This window comes from Pyxidicoccus sp. M6, from assembly GCF_055568925.1.
In genome coordinates, this window is sequence record NZ_CM145714.1 from 7520993 (window position 1) to 7535850 (window position 14858).

The window sequence follows — 14858 nt, forward strand, 5'->3', positions numbered from 1 at the left end:
CCCACAGGGTCAACCCGCTCACGGACGCGAGCGGCCCGAGTTCCCCAGTCTCGCAGGGCTCACGAGAAGCCCGTGGGAGGCTGACGGTAGCGTGTGCCCTGGCGAGGTGGAGCTGGGGAGGGGCAGGTGGAGGAGCGGGGGTGGGCGTACCGGCGGAGGCAGCCGGAGGGGACGGTGCTGTACGAGGCGGTGAGGGAGAACCTTGCCACGCTGCTGGCGGAGGCGAGCGACGTGGGGCGCGGCCTGCCCCGGTATGTGGAGCGGGCCTTCGCAAGGTACCTGGAGTGCGGCGTGCTGGTGCACGGATTCGCGCGGGTGCGCTGCGAGAGTTGTAAGGACGAACTGCTCGTCGCCTTCTCGTGCAAGGGGCGAGGGGTGTGCCCCTCCTGCAACGCGAAGCAGGCGCAGGTGACGGCGGTGCACCTGGTGGAGCGAGTGCTGCCGCACGTGGTGCCCTACCGTCAGTGGACGTTGTCCTTTCCGCACCGGGTGCGATTCATTGCGAGTGGTTCATGTGGTTGACGAAGGAGACGCACTCCCCCTGATTCATGAACTTCGGGTTGGTGAAGGTCTGCCAGCCGCCGTTCTTGCACTGGTCTTTGCCCGTCGGCCCCTGCGTCCTGACCGCGAAGGCGATATAGAACGGGCCGCTTCCGACCGGCCCGGTCGGGATGGTGGCTGTCACCGTATTCGTGGCCGTGCTGATGACCGAGACGGTGGCGTCGCTGTTGTTCACCACGTAGACGGAGGCGCCGTTCGGCGTGACGGCGACTCCGTACGGGTTTGACCCGACGGGGATGGTGGTGACGACGGTGTTGCTCGCGGTCGCCAGCACCGCGACGGCGCTGCTACCCGCAATCGACACATAGCCGGACGCGCCGTTCGGCGTGATGTCTATGTCGATGGGAAAACTCCCGACCGAAGGGGTGGCGGTCACCGTGTTGGTCGCCGTGTCGATCACCGAGAGCGTGTTGTCAAAAGGATTCGTCACGTAGGCGAAGGCCCCGTCAGGCGAGACGGTGACTTCTTGCGGGGAGTTTCCGACTGGCACGGTGGCGATGACCGTGCCGGTCGCCGTGTCGATCACCGAGACGGTGTTATCGACACCATTCACCACGTAGGCACGCGCCCCGTTCGGCGTGATGGCGATTCCTAGTGGATTGGCGCCGACCGGGATGGTGGCGGCGACGGTATTGGTGCTCGTATCGATCACAGAGACCTCGCCGCCAAAGCCATCACCATCCGCCACGTAAGCGAAGGCCCCGTTCGGCGTGACGGCGACTCCGAATGGAGTTGCCGCAAGCGGCACGGTGGTGATGACGGTGTTGCTCGCCGTGTCGATCACAGAGACATCGGTGCCGCCGAAATTCGCCACGTAGGCACGCGCCCCGTTCGGCGTGACGGCGATTCCAGCCGGACCTGACCCGACCGGGATGGTGGCGGTGACGGTGTTGGTGCTCGTGTCTATCACCGTGACCGAGTTGTCATAACCGTTCGTCACGTAGGCCTGAGTTTGGGCGTGGGCCGCGGCCGCGCCGAAGACCGCGAGAAACAACGCCAGCGTCGCTACACGAACCGCCGCGCCGACCGACGGCGTTGAAATCTTCCGGGGGAAATTCTTCATGGTCTCTTTCTCCTTTAGCATCCGAGCTTGGCGCTGACTTGGTCGAGCTTATTGATTAATGCGTTGCCCTGATTCTGCGTGAGGCCCGCCCAGCGAACAGCGCATTGACCTGAGCGATGAGCGCCGCGATTTGGGCTTGCGGTGACTGTGCCGGCTGGAAGGCTATAGAGTCGGGGCTGGCTCCGCCCGGGATGGTGGCGGTCACGGTGTTGGCGGATGTCCTCCGGTAACACGGGAGCCACTTCGTGCTCCCCGAGGAACTCTCCGCTGAAGCCCTGGATGACGACGCGCTGGCCCTTGCTCCAGCCCGCTCACGTCGATGCCCGTGCCGGCATTGACGAACACGAAGGTGGGGCCGGTGCCATCATCCACCGCGAACTTGAACCCGAAGGGGGCGTCATCCTCGATGTCGCTGACGAGGGTGCCCTCGATGCGGACGAGGCGGCCCTCGGTCTCCTCGCTCACATCGCCCGTCATCACGGGGTGAGCGGGAGCACGTTCGCCTCCCCCAGCACCTCGATGGAGGTCGGAGCGACGCTGAGCACCTGCCCGAAGGAGTTGGTCAGCGTGCCCGTCACCCGGACCACCTGGCCGCTCTGGATGTCCGCATCGAGCGGGTCGAGGATGTAGATGCCGACCTTCTTCTCCTGGATGGCGAAGCCGTTGTCATTGGGGAAGAAGGCTCCGGTGAACGACGTCGCCACGCCCACCACCGTCACGGTGCTATCCAGGGGCTGCTGGCGCGCCTCGGCGATGGAGTCGTGCGAGCCCTTCGCCACGACCGCTCCTGGAACAGCGAGGACCGTCACCGCGCAGGGCTGCCAGCCCGACCTTTCACTGCGTCCGTAGCATGAACATAGAATGCTCCTGGTTCTGCATCCCGAAGGAATTGGTGAGCGCCCGTTCCATTGGCGCGTCCAATCTCATACTCCGAAGTTCGCGCACGCATAGCCGTCCCCCGGATGTAGTTACCCGTCCGGAGTTTGACATGGTGGTAGGGCGCTGGAGGCGAGGTGGCGGCCACCGCGCGGGAGCCGGCATCTCGCGCGACGGAAGGCGGGGCGGGTGCCTGGACCTCCGGAGCTTGCGCCACCGGGGGCGTGGAGGGGCGCAGCAGTGCGTAGGCCGCCAGTGCCGCCACGCCGAGCGCCACAGCGGCCACCGCGCTCGCTACGCGCCGCCGTGGAGACCATCAACACAGGGGCGCATCGGCTGGCACGACCTGCGGCATTATGCCGACCTCCGAATAATGCCGACTCGAGCCGCGACACGCGCGTGGCGCCGAGCAGCGAGCGACGCCGAGGCCTTTCTGGACGCGGCATAATCAGGGTGACTTCTCCCGGCGGCACTGACGCCGCCCAAGGAGAAGCCATGTTGGACGACTACTTCAGGCGCGCAGAGATCCTGCGCCGCCACCGCGCCGGGTTCTTCGGCGCGTACCTCGATACCTACACCTCGACGGCAAAGGAGCACGGGTACCCGCCAGATACGGTGCGCAATCACTGCTACGTGTTCCGACTCTTCGGCCAATGGCTCGAGCGACGCGGGCTGAGCGTCGCGGAGATCGACGACGACGTCATCGCGGAGTTCTGGCGGAAGCAGCGACGAGTGCCGCGCGTGCGCCACACGGGGACGAAGCCGCTGCGACGGCTCCTCGGCCTCCTGCGCACGCAGGGAGTGGTCCCATCGCAGCAGCCCCCGGAGCGCACCGAGGCCGCCGCCCTGGCACACCGCTTCGCCACGTACCTCGAGCAGCGTCGTGCGCTGATGCCCGAGACCGTGCGTCGGCACATCTCCGTGGTGCAGGAGTTCCTCCAGCGCTGCTTCGGTCACGGTCCGCTTCAACTTCATGCGCTCGGAGAAAAAGACATCACGCGCTTCGTGTTGTGGACAGCCAAGCGCCTTTCTCCACGCACCCAACAGACCCACATGAGCATCCTGCGGTCCTTCTTTCGCTTCCTGCTCGAGCAGGGAGAGATCGAGGTGGACCTCACCGGCGTTGTGCCCACCGTCGCGAGGTGGCGGTTCGCCGGCGTGCCGAAGTACATCACTCACGGGCAGGTCGAGCAGGTACTGGCTTCGTGCGATCGAGGCACGTCGATGGGACGGCGCGACTTCGCGATTCTTCTGTTGCTCGCGCGGCTTGGACTGCGTGCGTGTGAGGTCGCGCGTCGCGAGCTCGACGACATCCGATGGCGGACTGGAGAGCTGGTCATTCGGGGCAAGGGCAGCACGATCGAGACGCTGCCGCTGCTCGCCGAGGTGGGAGAGGCGCTGGCTGCGTACATCAAGAGGGACCGGCCCAAGTGCGAGACGCGCCGGGTCTTCACAAGGATGCGTGCTCCCATCGCCGCGATCGCAGGCCAGGGCACGGTGACGACGATTGTGCGCGACGCCACGCTCAGGGCTGGGCTCGACGTGCCGACGCGAGGCGCGCACATGCTGCGCCACTCGCTCGCGACCAACATGCTCCGCGACGGCGCCTCGATGAGCGAGATCGGCGTCGTGCTCCGCCACCGCAGCCCCGCGACGACGGAGATCTACGCGAAGGTGGACATCGCCTCTCTGCAGCGGCTGGCCCAGCCCTGGCCTGTCGGAGGTGCCCGATGAGCACGCTGCGCAAGTCATTGGACGACTACCTCAAGCTCCGTCGCGCGCTCGGTTTCAAGCTCGAGAGCACGGAGCAGTGTCTGCGCGGCTTCCTCGGCTTCCTCAACGCCGAAGGGGCCAAGCACATCACCACCGAGCTCGCCCTGCGCTGGGCGCGCCGACCGGCCAACGGCGACCCGTTCACATGGGCGCAGCGGATGCAGCGCATCCGCCTGTTTGCGGCGTGGTACCTCGCGCGGGACCCGCGCACCGAAGTGCCTGACGCGGGGTTGCTGACGGCGTCGGTGCGCAGGAAGCCGCCCTTCATCTTCAGCGAGGAGCAGATCGCCAACATCGTCCGCGAGGCGGAGAAGTTGTCGTGCCGTCGAGGCATGCGGTCGTCCACGTTCTCGACGATGTTCGGGTTGCTCGCCGTCGCCGGACTGCGCATCAGCGAAGCCATCGCCCTCGACCGCAGCGACGTCGACCTGCAAGAGCGCCAGCTCACCATTCGCAACACGAAGTTCGGCAAGACCCGACTGGTCCCCCTGAGCAACTCCACCATCGCGGCGCTTCGCCGGTACGCCAAGCAGCGGGACCAAGCTCTCCCGGTGGTGACGACGCCTGCATTCTTCGTCTCCGAGCGTGGGTGGCGCGTCACCGACTGGGCCATGCGGTACAACTTCGCGATGGTGTCGCGCGCCGCCGGTCTGCGCGCTCCTGCCGGGGGCTACCGGCACGGGCACGGACCTCGGGTGCACGACCTGCGGCACAGCTTCGCGGCACGCACGATGGTCGCCTGGTACCGCGCTGGCGTCGACGTCGAGCGCGAGTTGCCCAAGCTGTCGGCCTACCTCGGGCACGCGCACGTCAACGACACCTACTGGTACATCGAGGCGGTTCCCGAGTTGCTCCAGCTCGCGACCGAGCGAGTCACGGGCCAGCGCGCGGGAGGCCGCCGATGAGCATCGCCACGCTTCCCTCATTGCTTCAGTCCTTCTTCACCGAGAGGATGCTCGCGCAGCGGCGCGCCAGCTCGCACACCGTCGCCAGCTACCGCGACTGCTTCCGGCTCCTGCTTGGCTTCGCGACGAAGCGCCTGGGTAAACAGCCCAGCGCGCTCGCGCTCGAAGACCTCGACGCCGCCCTCATCAGCAAGTTCCTCGACCACCTCGAGCGCGATCGCGGCAACAGCGTGCGTTCGCGGAACGTGAGGCTGGCGGCGCTGCACTCGTTCTTCCGCTACGTCGCGATGAACGAGCCCGCGTACCTGCTCCACTGCCAGCGCGTCCTCGCGATCCCCAACAAGCGGTACGAGCGGAAGCCCGTCGGCTTTCTCGACGACGGCGACGTCGCCGTGCTGCTGAAGGTGCCGGACCTCACGAAGTGGATCGGGCGCCGCGATCGAGCGCTCCTGCTCGTTGCGACCCAGACCGGCCTGCGCGTGTCGGAGCTCGTTGGGCTGCGCCGCGAAGACGTCAGCCTCGGCACCGGCGCCCACGTGCGCTGCCGTGGCAAAGGCCGCAAGCACCGGGCGACGCCGCTGCGCAAGGACGCCGTCGCGGTACTCAAGTCGTGGCTGGCCGAGAACGAAGGGCCGCCGTCGGCGCCGCTCTTCCCCAGCTCGCGCGGCGGCCCGCTCAGCCGCGACGCTGTTGAAGCGCTGGTGAAGCGCCACCTCGCCAGCGCGCGCGAGCAACGTCCGTCGCTCAAGGCCAAGAGGGCCACGCCCCATACGCTGCGTCACAGCACGGCGATGTCGCTCCTGCAGCACGGGGTCGACCGCTCCGTCATCGCGCTCTGGCTGGGCCACGAGTCCGTCGAGACGACGCAGCTCTACCTGCATGCCGACATGGGCTTGAAGGAGAAGGCGCTCGCCCACACCACGCCGACGAAGCAGAAGCCCGCTCGCTATCGCCCCGGCGACAAACTGCTCGCCTTCCTGGTGGGGCTGTAGCCGTGACGTCGTCATCAGCACGGCAGTTCCTGCACGGCCCGGAACAGCGCCTCGTCGGTGGGGTGCGTGTAGAGCTGCGTGCTGGTGATCGACTTGTGGCGGGCGAATCGCTGCGCCAGCCGGATGTCGCGCGTGGCCTCGTAGATGTTCGTGATGGCCGAGTGACGAACGCTATGGAACGAGAAGCGCCGCGCGAAGCCGGCACGCTCCTGCCAGAGCTGGAAGGCGTGGCGAACCTGCCTCGTCGACAACCGGTTGCCCTTGCGGCTCACGAAGAGCGGCGCATTGGTCGTCATCGACTCATCCCGCTGCCGCTTCCACCGGAAGAACTTCTCCAGCTTCGCCTGAACGCCCGACGACAGCACCACCTCCTGTCCCCGCGCGTCCTCACGGCTGCGTTTGAAGATCCGCAACTGCACTCGGCGTCGTGCCTTGCCGTCATCGGTCAGCACGTCGCCGACGTTCAGGGCCACCAACTCGTGCTCGCGCATCCCGGTCGCGAGGGCGAGCGAGAGGAGCACATGGTCACGGTATCCATCGAAGCGCTGTCCCGTCGTGCGCAGGAGCAGGAACTGCTCGCGCTTTGTCAGCGTGCGCGGCGACTGCGTGGTGTCAGCGTAGATCGTCATGGGCGTCTCCTCGTGAAGGCCATCGGGCCACGACCAATGACGCTCGTTCTTCGCCCACCAGCAAGGCACTTCGCGGCCTCGGATTATGCCGTGTGCATCTCCACCACCTCCTCGATGATGACCACGCTGCGGCCGGGACGCGGCATTACTCGGAGGTCGGCATAATGGCGCTAATGCCGCGCTCGGCATTACCGTCACACCTACGGCAGCCACCTCGCCATGAGGGGCGTCCCGCTCAAGGTCATCCAGGAGCTGATGGGTCACGCGACCATCGCGATGACCATGCGGTACGCCCACCTCGCGCCGGAGGCCCGGGAGAGCGCGCTGCAACAGCTCGACCGGCCCGTGCCCCAGTTCCACGCCGCACCGGGCAGAGACGCCGGAGGGGCACACTGAGGGAACATGCGGCACCGAGGGCAAAGAAAAAGCCCAGCAACCCGGTGAGATTGCTGGGCTTCTGAATGTGGAGGCGGCGGGAATCGAACCTGCGCCGGGCGGTGCGAAAACCCCAACAGGATCGCGCCCTTACCTCGTAACCGCCCGGAATGCTTGGGAGTCGATATCCCGCCGCGTCCCATCCCGTCCCCCCCTGTTCCAGCCCGTTCCGCAGGCTCACGCGACATAGACGCAACATGGCGGGAGCCGTCAGCGGGGCCCGCTCTTTGTTACGCGCTGGCTTCGCCTTGGGTGCGCGCGTCAGGTCGGGGAGTCCGAAGCCCTAGCTCCGCGAGCGCCTGTCCCGCCTCGTCGTAAGCGCGCCTGACCTCCGCTGCCGCATCGCGCTTGCCGTAGGTTCCCCCGAGCCACTCACGAAGGGCCGCAGTCAGCTCGCTTGCCGATTGGAAGCGCTCGGAGGGCTTCCGTTGGAGCAGCTTGCGCAGGGGCAGGCGTAGTGCCTCGGGGAGATTCGCCGTTGCTGCGTCCACGTCTTCCGGCGTGTAGGTCGCCGCGCGCCAGATGGCCGCTTCGCTACCGGGGCCCCAGCCGGCAAGGCGGGCACGCTTGATCGCGCGCCTGACCTGCTGGAGCTGCCGCCGTGACAGCTTCGCCTTGACCGCGTCGGGAACCCCGTCGGGCGCGTCGAGCAGGTTCTTCCCCGTCGACAATTCGAGCATGACGAGTCCGAGCGCGTAGAGGTCGGAGCGAGCATCTACGCGGCCGGTCAGAAGCACTTCCGGGGAAGTGGAGTGAACAGGCACCTGCGGGCGGGCCGTAGTGGAGGACACGCGCCCCGGCAAGCTGGAGATCGACAGGCCGAAGTCGGCCACCTGAACCCCACCGTTCCAGTCCATGAAGACGTGTTCCAGGTCGATCGCCCGGTGGACAATCCCGAGCGGTTGCCCGTGTTCGTCCGTTGCCGCGTGCGCGTGCTCCAAGGCGCTCGCCACTTGATCGCCGACGTACAACGCGAACAGCGGCGAGAACCAACGCCGGCACTCCGAAACGATCGTCAAAAGGTCGTTCAGGCTGTTCCCTGTCGGGTGCTCGGTGATGACGTACCAAGCACCTTCGGCCTTGTGCAGCCCGTGGACACGCAGGATCGCCGGGTGCTTGAGGTACGTTGCTAGGCGCACCTGCTCTTCGAGTTTCGCCCTTGCCCGCTTGACTCGACCGCCTTCCGGGCCCGTCGGCGCTCCAACCGCCTTGAGCAGCACCTTCCCCAGAATGCGCCCGTCCCCCGCGCGCCGCCGCGCAACGAAGAGGCTCAGCCCGTGGTGCGCCTCTCCCAAGTCTTCGCGGAACTCGTAAGCGAAGGCGTCGTCGCTGAACAGGATCGCTCCCTTGGGGAGCTTGAACTCGATTCTCGGCATCCTCGATCCTCCCGCCGCTCGCGCAGGCACCGGGCCCGCGCGACCTGAGACCACGTTACCCATGGGATGGGGCGGAAGGGAACTCCCTCACAGGGTGGTGTGCCGAACTTGGGCCCGAGCCGAAAACGGACCACCTACCCGGCACGTCACCTTGCGGAAGTGCTCAGGGCCAGCGAGTGACCGGGAACCCGCTGGAGCTGTTGTGAGCCCGCCCCGCCGTGTCCTTCAGCTCTCTCGCGGTTGCGTCCACCACGAAGCACACGGGCAGCTCGTCGTTTCCAGGCAGCTTCACGCGGTCATACTTCACGATCACGCGTCCGGGGTTCCCGCCGGTCGTCTTCTCCGGAATGAGGTAGACCTTGCCCCCAAGGAAGCGCGTCCCCGGGGGAGCGACCTTCCGCTGACGAGCGCCGACTGACTCAGGAACAACTCCGACAACGTCTGATCCCGCCGAGAACCACAGAACCCCGTCAGGGTCCTGCCGGTCGTCAATGACGACCAGAAACCGCTCGCCCTCAATCCAACGAAGCTGCTCGCGCATCGCCCGTTCTGCGCCAGCCGGGCAATCGAAAGGCTCGGGCCTGACTTGGACGCCCGGACACCCCATCGCAAGTGCGGCGACGAGCGGCAGCGCTTTGCACACGTCCGGCAGGGGGGGCGCCTTCTGGCCGCGTCCCGTGCGCGCCTGCTTCGAGGTTTCGGGTCGCTGGGTCTTCACGGTTGAACCTTCCTCCGGAACGGCGGCAGGTGACGGACCTGCGCCCCCCGGAACGATGGGGGCAGGGGCTGACATATCAGGCGAGACTGTCTTGGGGGGCACGGAAGGAACACTAGGGGGCACCGGGCGCGCGGCGACGTGCGGCTCGGCGGGCGGGGTGAGCACTTCACCAGTGAGGGCCCAGAGGGCTAAGACGGCGGCAAGCACAGCGGCAGCGGCCCCCGTCGCGAGTCCCCACCGCTTGCGCGAGCGGGGCTTGATCGTCGGCGCCACAGTAACCGGCGCCTCACCCTCGGAGGGCTCGGTCTGCCACTGTTCCGAGGGTAGATGAACCGGCGCCGCGTAGTCCGCTCCCGGCTGCGCCAGAAGCTCCGCAAACTCGCGCCGAAGCGCCTCGGTATCGACTGGGCGCCGCTCAGGGTCTCGGGACAGGATGCTGTCGGCAAGGTCGCTGAGTGCCTCGGGGACGCGAGCGTTCAGCAGCCTTGCCGGTGGAGGAACGGCAGCAGGGTTGTTGAGGGCGAAGCGGTCGCGGTGCTCCGTCGGTCGCGCGTCGGTCAGCAGCTCGTAGAGCATCGCCCCGACCGCGAAGATTTCGTCGGCTACCTGGAAGGCGTACCGCGCCCGGTGCTCGTCCTTGCGTTCGTTCAGAAACCGGAATTGCTCAGGCGCTCGAAATCGATCGGTGCCGGGGGGCAGCCCTGAATCGGTCAGCTCGTCAGCTTGAGCGTAGGTCGCACAGCTATAATCAATGATGACCGGCTCACCGTCGCTCTTTCGAATCAGAACATTGGACAGCTTCAAGTCACGGTGAAGAACGCCCCGGCTGTGCATGTAAGCCAACGCCGAAGCGATCTTCACGAACACGCTCAGAATCTCATGCGCGGTTGGGTGCTTGCGTTCCTTCCACTCTCCGAGCGTCCAGCCGTCCACATACTCAAGAGCAAGGTAGAAATTGCCTGCTTCCGCGTACCCATGGCCACGAAGCGCGACGATGTTCGGATGCCGCAGCATCGAGAGAACCGTCAATTCACGCTCCGAGCGAGCATGAGTCTGCTTTTCGTCCCCGCTGGCCTCCCGGTGACGCGCCACTTTGAGCGCGCGACGCTGCCCGTTCTTCTCCCCAAGATAGACGACCGCAAAGCCGCCGTTGCCGAGTTCCTTCACGACGCGCCAACCGTCAATGACAGTGCCGGATGGCAATCTAATTAGATTGGTAGTCATCGGCTGTCCTCCGACGAACCCCTTGAGAAATGCACGCGCGGAATCACAAGGTTCCGGCCACCCGACCCGCGTATCTCCAACGCGAAAAGCTCGCCGGCACCTGCGGGCGGCGTGTCGGCTACCACGAGCACCCGCAGCGACTCGCCGGGCGCAATCTCCTCGCTTCCCTCTGTTACAAGCCGCGCCCGAAGCGAGACCCCACCCTTGCCCCTCAACGTCGCCTCGCGCGGCGTCCAAGGTCGTTCACTTGCCGAGTTCTTGATCTGGACATCCACCAGCACCCAACCGGCCCCACGGAATGCGTCACCTTCAATCGACCGCAGCCCCCGCGTGTCGTCGGATGCTTCATCAACCCGGCTCGTTTGGACGCCCGCCCTGTTCACGTAGCCCAGCAACACGAAGTCTTCCGGCCCGGGAGGGGGGCGCGGCGCTTCGGCAGGGCACGCGGCTGTCGGCGGCTCGCGGCGTTCCACGTCGATCCGCGCGTCCAGGTCGGCCGGGTCGGTCACGAGCACGAACGCAGCCCGTGCAGGTGCGCGCCCATCCGCGAAGAAGACTGAAAGCTCGTGGCGCTCGCCCGGTCGGAGATCCTCCACGGGTTGAACGACGATCGAGCGCTCGCCTACGTCGACAATCCGAATCCGCGCCCCATCGACCGGAAGCGCCGCCTTGTCGACCGTGCGCGGCAGTCCGTCAACCGTGAGCGTGCTCTTCGCGATCTCCGTCGGGAAGAACAGCCACGTCGGCGTTGACGCTTCGACGCGAACTTCGGGCAACGGTGCATCCGGGTTGACGACGACAGAAACGGCCCGCTTTCGCTCCGTGCGCGGCGGGGCGTCATCGGCTCGCGGTGCAGCTCCCCCTAGCAGCGCGAGCACAAGGGCCAATCTAACGGGTTGCAGCAATGGTGCATGACCTCCCGAGACGGGACGCTAGCACCGACTGCGCTCGCGCAGGGGCGCCCCGAGCAGAGAGGGTGAAGGCGCCGAGCGCCCGCCGATCTCCGGGAAGCGCTCATAGGCCCGCAGGAGCGCGTCTAGGTGGGCGGGGTTGTCCAGGTCAAGCGGTGCGTCCGTGAGTTGCACGACCCAACCCCCCGTCGCCGTGCGCCGCGCCCGTGATATCAGCTCGGCGTCGCGCGCAGGGTCGGGAACAGTCTCTACGGGACCGACTAACGCTCCTTAACTTGGAACGTGAACAGGTAAGGTGAACCACCCTTGTCTGCACAAGCATCGAGGAACCGGATCTCGGCCTCCTGTAATGGAGACAGATTTTCCGATGGAACCTCGTCTGGGTTCAGAATGTTGAACATCAGATCGGTCCAACCCCGGCGTTCCCTAGACCACACGGTTAACCGTTCGGGTGCCCAGAGAATCCACACACTGTCAACATCGCACAAGTAGCCCAAATCAGGAAGAAGCGGCCCAAGTACTGGGTGCTTCAGGTCAACGGCGAGCGCATCAAAGGGATGCACAACAAGGAAAATATTCCTTGATGTCGTCGCTGAATTTCCAATCTTGGATGCCAAACCCTCCTGAGCGGAAATCAGCATCGGTCCAGCCTGCTCAAGAACTTGCCGAGCCGTCTGTGTACGGAGCGAGAGGTAATGCCCCCTGGCATCCCCCCCTCTGGCTTCTATGCGATTAATCGTACTCTCGAACTCGCGGAACCGCCCCGGCATGGACTTAACTTCAAAAGCCACAGTCGAGGCCCCTTGAGAAAAGGGGAGAAACTTTTTCCTCTTCACAGATAGGTCAAACAGCAGGTCCGGCCCTCCATGGGTATCAACCTGGAAAGGGGCCACGCCCATAAATGACGTTGTCAGGATCGCAGCCAAGTGCTCCCCCGCCCGCACTTTGAGAGATTTTAGCTTGTCTGGGCCCAACTTGACTAATTCATCAACTGCCCACGCAAGGGTCCGGTGCCAGATTGCTACGACGGGGGCACCCTTAAGCTCAACAGGAGCACCCGTATTCTCGTCGATTACGATCATCGCACCAGCCCTCATGCAGTTCTTCAAACCTATTCTTACGGCGCGTGTCGATGCCTAAGCGCCTTCAAGGAACGTCCAGGCAATCCCACTCTCTCGCACATACGCAGCTACGAAAACCCGCTTATTCAGTATACGCGCACGGCGGCCATGCCTGACACGTACATCGCGCCCCACCAGTTCAGGCGCGCAAACTGCTAGCGGCACACCTTGCCGCCCCAGAGGAACGCGCCGACGGCGAGCGGCACGCTGTAGGCCGCTACGTGCCCCGTCGGCATCAGGTACGCGACGAGCAGCTCGTTTTCCCAGCCGCCCGGCTTCCCTTCATCCAGTCGGGTTCAAGCGTGCGCCCTGCGCCGACCGCGATTGCCCGGCAGTTTCCCTCTCGCCCCGCCCTGACGTGCATCCCGGGCCGGTGCGAGTGGTCGAAGGCAACGGTCAGACTGGGGCCGCCCCAATCGTCGGCGACTTTCGCGGTGTCACGCCGTCGGGTTAGTAGGTGATCGAGCTGAACGCCTTTGGCTGGCGCAGCTTGAAATCGCCCTTCACGATCGCCCGGATGGTCGTCTCGTCGTACTCGGCGCGGGTGTCGTGCTCGGAGAGGATCAGATCCTCGTCGAGCCCGTAAATGAATTGGCGCCAGTCGGCACAGAACGTGATCCGCGTCACCGGGACGCGCGTCGTCATCACGAAGGGGAAGCCGCGAATCGTCCCCTTGTCGAGCATCTCCTGACGGAAGATGAAGATGCCCGAATCCTTGAGCTGCATCAGCGCGGTCGCGCGGGTCGGGTGAATGACCCACGCCGCAGCGCCCATGCGAACGTGCGCGGTCAGCGGCAGCTCAACCGCCTTGTCGATGTCGGCGAGGTATGCCGCAGCGGTCGTGCCCGTGCTCGCGAAGACCTGAGCGGCGTCGAGCTGCACGAAAAGACCCTTCGGCGCGGCGCCCGTGCCGTCACCGTTGAAGCCAGCGTCGTCGAGGGCATCGGCCACGGTGGCGCGGATGTCCTCACCGACTCCCGCGTCACCGACCCCCGGCGTACGCAGCAGGTCGTTGCTGATGTCGGTCAACACCATTCCCTTGTGCGCCTTGAGGACGAGCTTCCCGTACTTCGGCGCGCTCCTCGGGACGGTCTCCCCCTCGCCAACCCACTTGAAGACCGAAGTCCCCGTCTGCGTGCCCATGTGCAACTCGCCCTTGAACGGCTGGGTTCGCACGCCGAGCTTGAGCAGCGCGGCGTCGGGCCGCAGGAACTCGATCACTTCGCCGCTCTGCTGGATCGGCACGAGCACGCCCGCGCTGTCGAACTTGCTGAGCTGAACCGCCTTCTGCACGTCAGCGTTGCCGAAGCGCTTCGCGGCGTCGGTCAGCTCGGCCGCGCCCGTGCGGCGACCCAAGGCGATGACGCTCTTCGTGAACGCGCCGAAGTTCGCAACGCTCGCGTAGACGCTACCCTCGCGCGTCGCCCTGTCTGTACCCACGCGGCCGGGGGCGCTTCGGGCCGCAGCGTTGATTAGCTCACGCGCGACCTCGGGGCCGAGCGCCTTCACCATTTCCGCAATCTGCTCGCGAGTCATTACTTCACACTCCTGGGATGTAGCTTTTGAATGCCTCGACGAAGCTGTTCGCGGCGTCGGCAGCGTTGAAACCCCTCGTCTTCTCCTCGTCCTCGTCCTCGTTGTCGGCCTTCGCTTCCGCTTGCGCGTCGAGCAGTTCGACGACCCGCTTCGCGATCCGCTCGACGATGTCTTCACCCTCACCGTCGAGCGACTTCGCGCGCACAGCTCGCGCGTTCGCCGGGATCGTCACGATCGAAACTTCGAGCAGCTCTTGAGCGTCACAGTCGAAGCCGCCCCGCTCGTTCTGCCGGTAATGACCCGGGAGCATCAGGTAGCGGACTGAGACAGCGTTGAGGATGCCCTTCGCGACCTTGCGCTCGACCTTGCGCGCGAAGTCGTCTTCGTCGTCAAATTCGACATCGATCATCAGCGCGTCGCCTTCGACGTAGACGCGCCCCTTGCCGATGGGAAGCGGCGGCTCAGCTCCCGTGAGTGCAGCCTGAGCGCCGTCATCGTGATTGAAGAGAACGACGCCGTTCGCGTTGTACCCGTCGATCCTCCAACCCTTGACGTTCAGCCGGTCGGAGTAGCGATCGAAGTCGCCGTCGCTCGCCCGGAACGTGTAGACACGCCGACCGCTGCCAGCCTCGACGGCGGTCAGCGCAGCCGCATCCTTCCGAACGGCGGCGAGCTGAAGAGAGCGTGTAATCGGGAGCGGCATACCTCCCGGTAAATGGGTGCGCTTTTCCCGAGTGG

Annotated in this window: 15 protein-coding genes and 1 pseudogene; 5 read left to right on the forward strand and 11 right to left on the reverse strand. The window is 65.8% G+C overall.

The window, feature by feature from the left end:
• Positions 1 to 126 precede the first annotated feature (126 nt).
• Positions 127 to 522, forward strand: coding sequence for a transposase zinc-binding domain-containing protein (locus ACVTJA_RS29535; RefSeq protein WP_465824685.1), 396 nt, complete (start codon positions 127 to 129; stop codon positions 520 to 522).
• Here the strand turns inward: ACVTJA_RS29535 and ACVTJA_RS29540 are convergent.
• From ACVTJA_RS29540 to ACVTJA_RS29550, 3 genes are all read right to left on the reverse strand, one after another.
• Positions 497 to 1624, reverse strand: a complete 1128-nt coding sequence (locus tag ACVTJA_RS29540; RefSeq protein ID WP_465824687.1) for a beta-propeller fold lactonase family protein — start codon at positions 1622 to 1624, stop codon at positions 497 to 499. The two genes, ACVTJA_RS29535 and ACVTJA_RS29540, sit on opposite strands and share 26 nt — an antisense overlap.
• 201 nt (positions 1625 to 1825) lie before the next feature.
• Positions 1826 to 2089: a hypothetical protein gene (locus tag ACVTJA_RS29545; protein ID WP_465824689.1), complete on the reverse strand. Its 264-nt coding sequence runs from the start codon at positions 2087 to 2089 to the stop codon at positions 1826 to 1828.
• Between the two features lie 11 nt (positions 2090 to 2100).
• Positions 2101 to 2403, reverse strand: a complete 303-nt coding sequence (locus ACVTJA_RS29550) for a single stranded DNA-binding domain-containing protein (RefSeq protein ID WP_465824691.1) — start codon at positions 2401 to 2403, stop codon at positions 2101 to 2103.
• 592 nt (positions 2404 to 2995) lie between these two features.
• Here ACVTJA_RS29550 and ACVTJA_RS29555 point away from each other — a divergent pair.
• Genes ACVTJA_RS29555 through ACVTJA_RS29565 form a run of 3 tightly spaced genes read left to right on the forward strand, consistent with a single transcriptional unit; the run spans position 2996 to position 6170 of the window.
• Positions 2996 to 4234, forward strand: coding sequence for a tyrosine-type recombinase/integrase (locus ACVTJA_RS29555; RefSeq protein ID WP_465824693.1), 1239 nt, complete (start codon positions 2996 to 2998; stop codon positions 4232 to 4234).
• Complete coding sequence (locus ACVTJA_RS29560; protein WP_465824694.1) at positions 4231 to 5178, forward strand: tyrosine-type recombinase/integrase; 948 nt, start codon at positions 4231 to 4233, stop codon at positions 5176 to 5178. The genes ACVTJA_RS29555 and ACVTJA_RS29560 overlap by 4 nt, the downstream gene beginning before the upstream one ends.
• A complete protein-coding gene (locus ACVTJA_RS29565; protein WP_465824696.1) occupies positions 5175 to 6170 on the forward strand; it encodes a tyrosine-type recombinase/integrase in 996 nt (331 codons plus the stop codon). The genes ACVTJA_RS29560 and ACVTJA_RS29565 overlap by 4 nt, the downstream gene beginning before the upstream one ends.
• Before the next feature lie 14 nt (positions 6171 to 6184).
• Here ACVTJA_RS29565 and ACVTJA_RS29570 read toward each other — a convergent pair whose 3' ends face one another.
• Positions 6185 to 6799, reverse strand: a complete 615-nt coding sequence (locus ACVTJA_RS29570; protein WP_465824697.1) for a tyrosine-type recombinase/integrase — start codon at positions 6797 to 6799, stop codon at positions 6185 to 6187.
• 192 nt (positions 6800 to 6991) lie between these two features.
• Between ACVTJA_RS29570 and ACVTJA_RS29575 the strand changes: the two are divergent.
• Positions 6992 to 7195: pseudogene (locus ACVTJA_RS29575) on the forward strand (tyrosine-type recombinase/integrase); the annotation flags it as partial.
• A 269-nt stretch (positions 7196 to 7464) separates the two neighbouring features.
• Here ACVTJA_RS29575 and ACVTJA_RS29580 read toward each other — a convergent pair.
• The 7 genes from ACVTJA_RS29580 to ACVTJA_RS29610 all read right to left on the reverse strand — a co-directional run bounded on the left by ACVTJA_RS29580 (position 7465) and on the right by ACVTJA_RS29610 (position 14823).
• Positions 7465 to 8610, reverse strand: a complete 1146-nt coding sequence (locus tag ACVTJA_RS29580; protein ID WP_465824699.1) for a serine/threonine protein kinase — start codon at positions 8608 to 8610, stop codon at positions 7465 to 7467.
• Between the two features lie 163 nt (positions 8611 to 8773).
• Positions 8774 to 10552 carry a serine/threonine protein kinase gene (locus tag ACVTJA_RS29585; protein WP_465824701.1) on the reverse strand — a complete coding sequence of 593 codons (1779 nt, stop codon included), beginning with the start codon at positions 10550 to 10552 and terminating at the stop codon, positions 8774 to 8776.
• Positions 10549 to 11430, reverse strand: a complete 882-nt coding sequence (locus ACVTJA_RS29590) for a DUF2381 family protein (RefSeq protein ID WP_465840535.1) — start codon at positions 11428 to 11430, stop codon at positions 10549 to 10551. Before ACVTJA_RS29590 ends, ACVTJA_RS29585 begins: the two co-directional genes overlap by 4 nt.
• 54 nt (positions 11431 to 11484) lie before the next feature.
• Complete coding sequence (locus ACVTJA_RS29595; protein ID WP_465840537.1) at positions 11485 to 11679, reverse strand: DUF5953 family protein; 195 nt, start codon at positions 11677 to 11679, stop codon at positions 11485 to 11487.
• Positions 11680 to 11723: 44 nt separating this feature from the next.
• Positions 11724 to 12572, reverse strand: a complete 849-nt coding sequence (locus tag ACVTJA_RS29600; protein ID WP_465824702.1) for a hypothetical protein — start codon at positions 12570 to 12572, stop codon at positions 11724 to 11726.
• Positions 12573 to 13034: 462 nt separating this feature from the next.
• Positions 13035 to 14120, reverse strand: a complete 1086-nt coding sequence (locus ACVTJA_RS29605) for a phage major capsid protein (protein WP_465824704.1) — start codon at positions 14118 to 14120, stop codon at positions 13035 to 13037.
• A 4-nt stretch (positions 14121 to 14124) separates the two neighbouring features.
• Positions 14125 to 14823, reverse strand: coding sequence for an HK97 family phage prohead protease (locus ACVTJA_RS29610; protein WP_465824707.1), 699 nt, complete (start codon positions 14821 to 14823; stop codon positions 14125 to 14127).
• Positions 14824 to 14858: the final 35 nt, after the last annotated feature.